The organism is Blastococcus sp. SYSU DS0753, from assembly GCF_054051175.1.
In genome coordinates this window covers 1-9,520 of record NZ_JBJHAT010000046.1, presented here as the reverse complement: position 1 = coordinate 9,520, position 9,520 = coordinate 1, and the positions used below count along the sequence as shown (strand labels likewise).

7 protein-coding genes are annotated in these 9,520 nt (G+C 71.7%); all 7 read left to right on the top strand.

Features of this window, described 5'->3' with window-relative positions; genetic code table 11:
- Nucleotides 1-168 precede the first annotated feature (168 nt).
- The 7 genes from ACI799_RS20925 (at nucleotide 169) to ACI799_RS20895 (ending at nucleotide 9,404) form a co-directional block, all read left to right on the top strand.
- Nucleotides 169-1,680: a potassium/proton antiporter gene (locus tag ACI799_RS20925; RefSeq protein WP_456588746.1), complete on the top strand. Its 1,512-nt coding sequence runs from the start codon at nucleotides 169-171 to the stop codon at nucleotides 1,678-1,680.
- Nucleotides 1,681-1,818: 138 nt separating this feature from the next.
- Nucleotides 1,819-3,048, top strand: a complete 1,230-nt coding sequence (locus tag ACI799_RS20920; protein WP_456588745.1) for a DUF4032 domain-containing protein — start codon at nucleotides 1,819-1,821, stop codon at nucleotides 3,046-3,048.
- A 154-nt stretch (nucleotides 3,049-3,202) separates the two neighbouring features.
- Nucleotides 3,203-4,510, top strand: coding sequence for an extracellular solute-binding protein (locus ACI799_RS20915; RefSeq protein WP_456588744.1), 1,308 nt, complete (start codon nucleotides 3,203-3,205; stop codon nucleotides 4,508-4,510).
- Complete coding sequence (locus tag ACI799_RS20910) at nucleotides 4,507-5,466, top strand: carbohydrate ABC transporter permease (RefSeq protein WP_456588743.1); 960 nt, start codon at nucleotides 4,507-4,509, stop codon at nucleotides 5,464-5,466. The genes ACI799_RS20915 and ACI799_RS20910 overlap by 4 nt, the downstream gene beginning before the upstream one ends.
- A gap of 2 nt (nucleotides 5,467-5,468) precedes the next feature.
- On the top strand, nucleotides 5,469-6,302 hold the full coding sequence (locus ACI799_RS20905; protein ID WP_456588742.1) for a carbohydrate ABC transporter permease: 834 nt from the start codon (nucleotides 5,469-5,471) through the stop codon (nucleotides 6,300-6,302).
- 55 nt (nucleotides 6,303-6,357) lie between these two features.
- Nucleotides 6,358-7,665, top strand: a complete 1,308-nt coding sequence (locus ACI799_RS20900; protein WP_456588741.1) for an ABC transporter ATP-binding protein — start codon at nucleotides 6,358-6,360, stop codon at nucleotides 7,663-7,665.
- 95 nt (nucleotides 7,666-7,760) lie between these two features.
- Nucleotides 7,761-9,404 (top strand): glycoside hydrolase family 13 protein, encoded by a 1,644-nt coding sequence (locus tag ACI799_RS20895; protein WP_456613852.1) that lies wholly within the window; start codon nucleotides 7,761-7,763, stop codon nucleotides 9,402-9,404.
- The last annotated feature ends 116 nt before the right edge of the window (nucleotides 9,405-9,520 follow it).

Below are 9,520 nucleotides of genomic sequence, written 5' to 3'. Positions count from 1 at the left end.
GGGGGGGGGGGGGGCGGGGGGGGGGGGGGGGCGGCGGGGGGGCGGGCGCGGCCCCCCCCCCCCCCCCCCCCCCCCCCCCCCCCGCCCCCCCCCCCCCCCCCCGGGCCACCACCGGGGGGAGCCCGCCCCCGCCGTACGGGAGACTGACCGCATGCGGAGCGGCCGAGGGTGAACGCGACCGTCACCGTCGCGCTGGCCCTCGGGGCGCTCGTCGTGCTGGTCGCCGCGGTCGCGCTCCGGCTGGCCGACCGCGTGGGCCTGCCGAGCCTGCTGCTGTACCTGGCCCTCGGCCTGGCCATCGGTGAGAGCGGGCTGGGCGTGCGCTTCGACGACGCCGAGCTGACCCAGACCCTCGGCGTGGCCGCGCTGGTCGTCATCCTCGCCGAGGGTGGGCTGACCACCCGCTGGGCGGACGTGCGGCGGGCGGTGGGGCCGGGGCTGACCCTCGCCACCGTCGGGGTGGCGGTGAGCGTCGGCATCACCGCGGCCTTCGCCGTCTGGTTGCTCGACGCCTCGTGGGGCTTCGCCCTGCTCCTGGCGGCGGTGGTCGGGTCCACCGACGCGGCCGCGGTCTTCGGGGCCCTGCGGCGGCTGCCCCTGCCCCGTCGGCTGGCGGCCTCCATCGAGGCGGAGAGCGGGCTCAACGACGCCCCGGCGATCCTCCTGGTCACCACCCTCGCCGCGTACCTCACCGGCGCCGGCCCGGGAGCGTGGTGGCTCATCGTGCTGCAGGTCGTGGGCCAGCTGATCGGGGGGGCCCTGATCGGCGTGGCGCTCGGGGTCGGCGGGGCGGCGCTGCTGCGCCGGGTCGCCCTTCCGCTGGCCGGCTTCTACCCGCTGGCGATCCTGGCGCTGTGCGTGCTCGCCTTCGCCACGGCAACGCTCGCGGCCACCTCGGGCATCGTCGCGGTGTACCTGTGCGGGCTGGTGCTGGGCAACGCGGCCCTCCCGCACCGCGCCGCGAGCATCGGCTTCGCCGAGGGCACGGCCACCCTCGCCCAGATCGGGCTGTTCGTCCTGCTCGGGTTGCTCGCCTCGCCGTCCCGGCTGGCCGACGCCCTGCTCCCGGCGCTCGTGGTCGGCGGGGCGCTGCTGCTGGTCGCCCGGCCGGTGTCGGTGGTGCTGAGCCTGGTGTGGTTCCGGATGCCGTGGCGGCAGCAGGCCTTCGTCTCCTGGGCGGGCCTGCGCGGAGCCGTCCCCATCGTGCTCGCCACCTTCCCCGTCACCGCCGGGGTCACCGGCGCGGCCGGCATCTTCGACACCGTCTTCGTGCTGGTCGTCGTCTTCACCCTCGTGCAGGGCTGGTCCCTGCCCTGGGTGGCGCGACGGCTGCGGATCGCGGCCCCGGTCACGCCGCGCGACGTGGAGGTGGAGGCGGCCCCGCTGGAGACGCTGGACGCCGACCTGCTGCAGCTGACCGTGCCGGACGGGTCGCGCCTGCACGGCGTCTACCTGCCGGAGCTGCGGCTGCCCGAGGACGCCGCGGTGGTGCTCATCGTGCGCGAGGGCCGGGCGTTCGTGCCCGACCGGAACACCCGGCTGATGCGGGGCGACCAGGCGCTGCTGGTGTCGGCGCGCGCATCCCGGGCGGAGGCCGAGCGGCGGCTGCGTGCGGTCAGCCGCGCCGGCCGGCTCGCCATGTGGCGGGGCGAGACCGGCCGCGCCGGCGAAGCGGACTGAAAGAGGACCTCCTGCCCCCCAACGCTCGCGGGCTCGCGGTGGGCCCCTGCAGGAGGCCGTTCCAGCACGTCACCGGACCCTCGGGCCCTCTGCGTGGCATCGTGGCACCCAGACCCTGTCTTTCCCCCGGAGCGCGCCATGAGGTACCTCTTCCGGCCACCGGCCACCGACGCGACCGGGCTGCTGTCGCTGCCGTGGCACCAGCCGCTGGAGGAGTGGGACGACGCCCTGCTGCTCGACGTCCCCTCGCGCGGCATCTCGCGGCACGTGGTGCGCTTCGTCGCGCTCGAGGGCCGGGTCTACGCGCTCAAGGAGATCGACGAGCGGCTGGCCCGGCACGAGTACGCCCTGCTGGCCCAGTTCGAGAGCGAGGGCCTGCCGGCGGTCTCGGTGCTCGGCATCTGCGTCGACCGGCCCGACGAGCAGCCTGCGGTGCTGGTCACCCGGTACCTCGAGTACTCGATGTCCTACCGCTGGCTGTTCTCCGGGCCACGCGGAGCCCAGTCGGCCGAGCAGCTGCTCGACACGATGGTCGTGCTGCTGGTGCGGCTGCACCTCGCCGGCGTCTTCTGGGGTGACTGCTCGCTGTCGAACACCCTCTTCCGGCTGGACGCCGGCACCTTCGCCGCCTACCTGGTCGACGCCGAGACCGTCGAACGCCACCCGCGGCTGTCGCCCGGCCAGCGCCGCTACGACGTCGACCTGGCCCGCGAGCGGGTCGGCGCGGAGCTGCTGGACCTGCAGTACGGCGGGCTGCTGCCCGAGGGCATCGACCCGATCGAGGTGGCCGACAGCCTGCCGCGGCGCTACGAGTCGCTGTGGGAGGAGGTCACCCGCGAGGAGGTCTTCCGCACCGACGAGCAGCGCTACCGGGTGGCCGAGCGGCTGCAGCGGCTCAACGAGCTCGGCTTCGACGTCGGGGAGGTCGAGCTGCGCACGACCGACGAGGGCACCCGGCTGCGCGTCGAGACCCGGGTCGCCGAGCCCGGGCACAACCGGCGCGAGCTGTTCCGGCTGACCGGCCTGGAGGTGCGGGAACGCCAGGCGCAGCGGCTGCTCAACGACGTCCGCGCCTTCCGCGCCTACCTGGAGCAGAAGTCCGGTCACCCGGTGCCCGAGACGATCGCCGGCCACCGCTGGCTGGGGGAGGTCTACCAGCCCGTGGTCGACGCCATCCCCGAGCACCTGCGCGGCCGGCTGGAGCCGGCCGAGGTCTTCCACGAGGTCCTCGAGCACCGGTGGTTCCTGTCCGAGAAGGCCGGGCGGGACGTCGGGACGACGAAGGCCGCGCGCTCCTACTTCGAGACGGTGCTGCCCGGCACCCCGCAGGAGCTGACCACGCCGTCGGTCATCGCCGGGCGCCCGTAGCCCGGTAGGCAGTCCACCACGGCACGGCACGGCCCGGCCCCGTCGCGGGTCGATGCCGTCCGGGCCGTTCGAATTGACACCCTTTGTGGCCTGTATCACGCTCCGAGGACCGTCGTGATCTCGGTCGGGTGGACGCCAACGGAGGCGAGGACTGATGCCGAACGCTCCTGGTCAGAAGCGCCAGAGGAGAAAGGCAGCGAGCGCCACGGCCTCGCTCGTCGCGGTCGCCGCTCTGACGGCCTGTGGGAGCGATGCGGGCAGCGACTCGACACTCACCTGGTACACCAATCCCGACTCGGGTGGGCAGGCGGAGATCGCCGCGCGCTGCACGGAGGAAGCGGGGGGCGCCTACACCATCGAGACGGCGCAGCTGCCCCGCGAGTCCTCGCAGCAGCGGGAGCAGCTGATCCGGCGGCTGGCGGCGGAGGACGACTCGATCGACCTGATGAGCCTGGACCCGCCCTACATCCCCGAGTTCGCCCAAGCCGGCTTCCTGGCCCCCGTGCCCGAGGACGTCGCCGAGCGGGTGACCGAGGGGGTCGTGCAGAGCGCGATCGAAGGGTCGACCTGGGACGACGAGCTGGTCGCCGTGCCGTTCTGGGCCAACACCCAGCTGCTCTGGTACAAGCAGTCGGCGGCGGAGGCCGCCGGGCTCGACATGGACGAGCCGGTCACCTGGGCCCAACTGGTCGCCGCAGCCCAGGAGCAGGGCACGCAGATCGCCGCGCAGGGCATTCGCGCCGAGGCGCTCACGGTTTGGATCAACGCGCTCATCGAGGGGGCGGGTGGCTCGATCATCGCGGAGACCGCCGAGAACCCGGAGGACATCCAGCTCGGACTCGAGTCCGAGGCCGCCGTGGAGGCGGCCGAGGCGATGAAGTCGGTAGCGACCGTCGGTGGCCCGGCCTTCTCCACCGCCGGTGAGGACGCCAACGTGACGGACTTCGAAGACGGCGACGCGGCGTTCATGGTCAACTGGCCGTTCGTCTGGCCCCGGGCGCTGGCCGCCGTCGAGGCGGGCACGCTCGACCCGTCCGTGCCCGAGGACTACGGGTGGGCGCGCTACCCGCGGACCGTCGAGGACGAGGAGAGCCGGCCCCCCTACGGCGGCATCAACATCGGCGTCGGCGCCTTCAGCCAGAACACGGACCTGGCCTACCAGGCCGCCGAGTGCATCGTCTCCGAGGAGAACCAGACCTACTACTTCCTCACCAACGGCAACCCGGCGGCCCTGGCGTCGGTCTACGACGACCCCGAGGTGCTCGAGGAGTTCCCGCAGGCCCCGCTCATCCGGGAGTCGCTGGAGGCGGCCGCGCCCCGGCCGCAGACCGTCTACTACAGCGAGGTCTCCGGGGCGTTGCAGCGGGTGTACCACCCGGCGAGCGCCGTCGACCCCGGCCGCACCGGCCAGGCAGCCGCCGACCTCATCGAGGCCGTCCTGGCAGGGGAGGAACTGCTGTGACTCAGACCACGCTCCCGCCGGTCAAGAAGACCGAACCGGTCTCGACGCCCAAACGGGGGCTCAGCGACCGGTCGCGCAGCGAGCGGAAGCTCGGTTGGCTGCTGGCCGGCCCGGCGTTCGTGGTGATGCTGGCGGTGACCGCCTACCCCATCGTGCAGGCGGTCTACGAGTCGCTGTTCTCCTACCGCCTCACCGACCCGACCAACCGTTCGTTCAACGGGCTGAACAACTACTGGGTGATCCTCACCGATCCCATCTGGTGGCAGGCCATCTGGGTCACCGTCTTCATCACGGTGGTCACCGTCGCGGTCGAGCTGGTGCTCGGCTTCGGGCTCGCCATGGTGATGGCCAAGGCGCTCAGCCACATCCGGCCGGTGGTGCGTGCGGCCATCCTCATCCCGTACGCGGTGATCACCGTGGTCTCTGCTTTCGCCTGGCAGTTCGCGTTCGACATCAACACCGGCTTCGTGAACTCCTGGTTCGCCTGGATCCCCGGGGTCACCGAGAACACCGACTGGTTCGGCGACAGGTGGCAGTCCCTGTTGGTCATCTGCCTGGCGGAGATCTGGAAGACCACCCCGTTCATCTCCCTCCTGCTGTTGGCAGGTCTGGCGCAGGTGCCAGAGGTGCTGCAGGAGGCGGCGAAGGTCGACGGCGCCACGTGGTGGCAGCGGCTGTGGCGGGTGACGATCCCGAACATGAAGGCGGCGATCATGGTCGCCCTGCTGTTCCGGAGCCTGGACGCGTTCCGGGTCTTCGACAGCATCTTCATCATGACCGGTGGTGCCAACGGCACCGAATCGGTGTCGTTCCTCGCGTACCGGCAGACGATCGCACGATTGGAGATCGGGCTGGGATCGGCGGTGTCGGTGCTGCTGTTCCTCGTGGTGGTGCTGATCGCTTTCACCTTCATCAAGGCGTTCAAGGTCGATCTGGCCTCGACGCGGGGGGAGTGACAATGTCTGCTCGGAAAAAAATCATGTGGTGGATCGGTGGCGCGATCATCGTCGTCTACGCGCTGTTCCCGATCGCCTGGATCATCTCCATCTCGCTGAAGGCCCCGTCGGACATCGCCAACGGTCAGTTCCTGCCGACCAGCGTCTCCTGGGGCAACTACGAGACGGTCCTGACCGGAGACGCGAGCGAACTGTTCCTGCCCGCGCTGCGCAATTCGTTCGGAATCTGCCTGATCGCCACGGCCATCTCCTGCCTGCTGGCGATGTTCGCCGCCTACGCGATCGCCCGGTTGGACTTCCCGGGCAAGAAGGTGATCCTCTCCACGGCGCTGGCGGTGGCGATCTTCCCGGTCATCTCGATCGTGACGCCACTGTTCAACGTGTGGCGGCAGATCGGTCTCTACGACACCTGGCCCGGCCTGATCCTCCCGTACCTGTCGCTGACGCTGCCCATCTCGATCTGGACGATGTCGGCCTTCTTCCGGGAGATCCCGTGGGAGATGGAGCAGGCCGCCCAGGTCGACGGCGCCACGACGTGGCAGGCGTTCCGCAAGGTGATCGTGCCGTTGGCCGCTCCCGGGGTGTTCACCACGGCGATCATCGCGTTCTTCATCGCCTGGAACGACTTCGTCTACGGAATCGTCCTGACCTCCACCGAGGCGGCCCGGCCGGTGCCGGCAGCGCTCGGCCTGTTCAGCGGCGCCTCCCAGTTCGAGGACCCGACGGGCGCGATCGCGGCGGCCGCTCTGATCGTCACCATCCCGGTCGTCGTCCTCGTGCTCCTCTTCCAGCGGCGCATCGTCGCCGGTCTCACCAACGGCGCGGTCAAGGGCTGACCGTCATGATCCCCACCCGCTCCACCGCATCGACCTCCCGAGAGGACGAACACTGATGGCCTCCATCGAGATGAAGAACATCGTCAAGGAGTACGGCGACGGGTTCCAGGCCGTCAACGACGTGAGCCTGGACATCGCCGATGGGGAGTTCATGATCCTCGTCGGCCCCTCCGGCTGCGGGAAGTCGACGCTGCTGCGGATGATCGTCGGCCTCGAGGACATCACCAGCGGCGACATGATCATCGGCGGTAAGCGGGTCAACGACCTGGCGCCGCGCGACCGCAACCTGTCGATGGTGTTCCAGAACTACGCGTTGTACCCGCACATGACGGTGTTCGAGAACATCGCCTTCCCGCTACGGCTGGCGAAGATGCCCGATGACGAGGTGCGTCGCCGGGTGGACGAGGCCTCGGACGTGCTGGAGCTCAAGGAGCACCTGGAGCGCAAGCCTGCCAACCTCTCGGGTGGTCAGCGGCAGCGCGTCGCGATGGGCCGGGCCATCGTCCGGCAGGCCGAGGCGTTCCTCTTCGACGAGCCGCTGTCGAACCTCGACGCCAAGCTCCGCGGTCAGATGCGCACCGAGATCTCGCGGCTGCAGCGCCGGCTGGGGATCACCACCGTCTACGTCACCCACGACCAGACCGAGGCCATGACCCTCGGCGACCGGGTCTGCGTCCTGCGCAAGGGCCAGATCCAGCAGGTCGCGTCGCCGCGCGAGCTGTACGAGCAGCCGGTCAACCTCTTCGTTGCCGGATTCATCGGGTCGCCCCCGATGAACTTCCTGCCGGCGACGCCCGAGGGCAACACGCTGAAGACGCCGTTCGGGACGATCGAGCTGGACGCCGGCCGCGCCGCCAAGGTGGCCGGCCGCGAGCTGCTGCTGGTCGGCATCCGGCCGGAGTACTTCGAGGACGCCTCCTTGGTCGACGAGGCCAAGCGCCCGCTCGGCTCGACGTTCCGGGCGCGGGTCGACGTCACCGAGTGGCTGGGGGACTCGCAGTACGCCTACATCCCGTACGAGGCCCCGGAGTCGATCAAGACCCAGCTGCGCGAGCTGTCCAAGGAGCTGGACTCCGAGGAGCTGCGCACCCAGGCCATCGTCTCCATCGACGCGACCAGCCGGATCCGGGAGGGCCGGGAGGCGGAGTTCTGGCTGGACAGCCGCAAGGTGCACGTCTTCGACCCGGAGACCGGGGAGAACCTGACCCGGGACGCGGAGGCCGGGGCCGAGCTCACCCGGATGGCGGCACAGGACCGCGTCGAGCAGCTCGAGGGCTCGCAGGCGCAGGCGGGCAGTGGGCCCGAGGGCGGTGCACCCGTGCGCGGGGCGCAGGTGGGTGGGGCCACGGCGGCCTCGGCCTGAGGAAGGACCACCCTTCCCCCCACGCCTCGCAGGCTCGGCGCGGGACCCTGAAGGGCGGCCGTTCCAGCACCTCACCAGGCTCGGAGATGGCGACGATGGGGTGGGACACGTGGTGGCGGAACGCCGTGGTCTACGAGGTGTACCTGCGGAGCTTCGCCGATTCCGACGGGGACGGGATCGGCGATCTCGGCGGCCTGCGCCGCCGGTTGCCCTACCTCGCCGAGCTCGGCGTCGACGCCCTGTGGATCACTCCCTGGTACCCCTCGCCCATGGCCGACGGCGGGTACGACGTCGCCGACTACTGCGACATCGATCCGCGCTTCGGCACGCTCGCGGACGCCGATGCGTTCCTCGCTGAAGCCCACGGGCTCGGGCTGCGCGTCATCACCGACCTGGTCCCCAACCACACCTCCGACCAGCACCCGTGGTTCCGTGCGGCCCTGGCCGCCGGGCCCGGCGCGCCCGAGCGGAGCAGATACTTCTTCCGCGACGGCCGGTCAGGCGGCTCCACGCCGCCCAACGACTGGATCAGCGCCTTCGGCGGCCCCGCCTGGACCCGGGTGCGCGAACCCGACGGTTCGCCGGGGCAGTGGTACCTGCACCTGTTCGCCCCGGAGCAGCCCGACCTCGACTGGGACCACCCCGGTGTCCGGGACGACTTCGACGCCATCCTGAGGTTCTGGTTCGACCGGGGGATCGACGGGATCCGGGTCGACGCCGCGCCGGCGATGGCAAAGGTGCCCGGCCTGCCCGACGCCGGCCACCGACCAGGAGCCCTGTTCGAGTCCCGCACCTGGGTGGGCAACCCGCACTGGGACGTCGACGCGGTGCACGACATCCTCCGTCGCTGGCGGCGGATCGGGGACGGCTACGAGGGCGGTCGGCTGTTCGTCACCGAAGCCGTGGTCAACGGACCCGAGCGGCTCAGCCGCTACGTGCGGCCGGACGAGATGCACACCAGTTTCAACTTCGACTACCTCGCCTGCCCGTGGGACGCGCGCCGGCTGCGCGCCGTGATCGACGCCAGCCTGGCCGCCCTCGAACCGGTAGGGGCGCCGGCCACCTGGGTGCTGTCCAGCCATGACGAGACCCGGCACGTGACCCGCTTCGGCCGCGCCCGGAGCGCGGCGGCCACCATGGGTTTCGACACCGGTGCGCCGGCCGCGGACCTGGACGTCGGGCTCCGCCGGGCCCGCGCGGCCGCGCTGCTCACCCTTGCCCTGCCCGGCTCCGCCTACGTCTACCAGGGCGAGGAGCTCGGCCTGGCCGAGGTGGAGGACCTGCCGGAGGAGGTGCTGCAGGATCCGACCTGGCAACGGTCCGGCCGCACCGCCCGGGGTCGTGACGGGTGCCGCGTCCCCCTGCCGTGGTCGGGTGACCGCCCCCCGTTCGGGTTCACCGGCGACGATGTCGACCCCTGGCTGCCGCAGCCCGCGGAGTGGGCGCGCGTCACCGTCGCCGCGCAACTGGTGGACCCGACGTCGACCCTCTCCCTTTACCGCGCGGCGCTCGACCTCCGCCAGCGCGTCCCGGGCCTGGGCAGCGGGGACTTCTCCTGGTGCCGGTCCGCCTCCGGCGTCCTCGCCTTCGACCGCGGACCGGCGTTCCGGTGTGTGGTGAACCTGTCGGACGAGCCGCTGGACCTGCGCGGTGCGGGCCGCCGTCTCCTGTCCAGCGAGCCCTGCGCAGACCTGCTGCCCCCGGACACCGCGGTCTGGCTCGAACTCGGCGCCACGTAGGCAGCCTTCCCCGCGGCTATGGTCGTCGGCGGTGGCCCCGGGGGGCCCCCCCCCTCGCCCCCACAACACCCGACAGCGCGCTCCCCCCCACCCCACACCGCCCGCCCCCCCCCCCC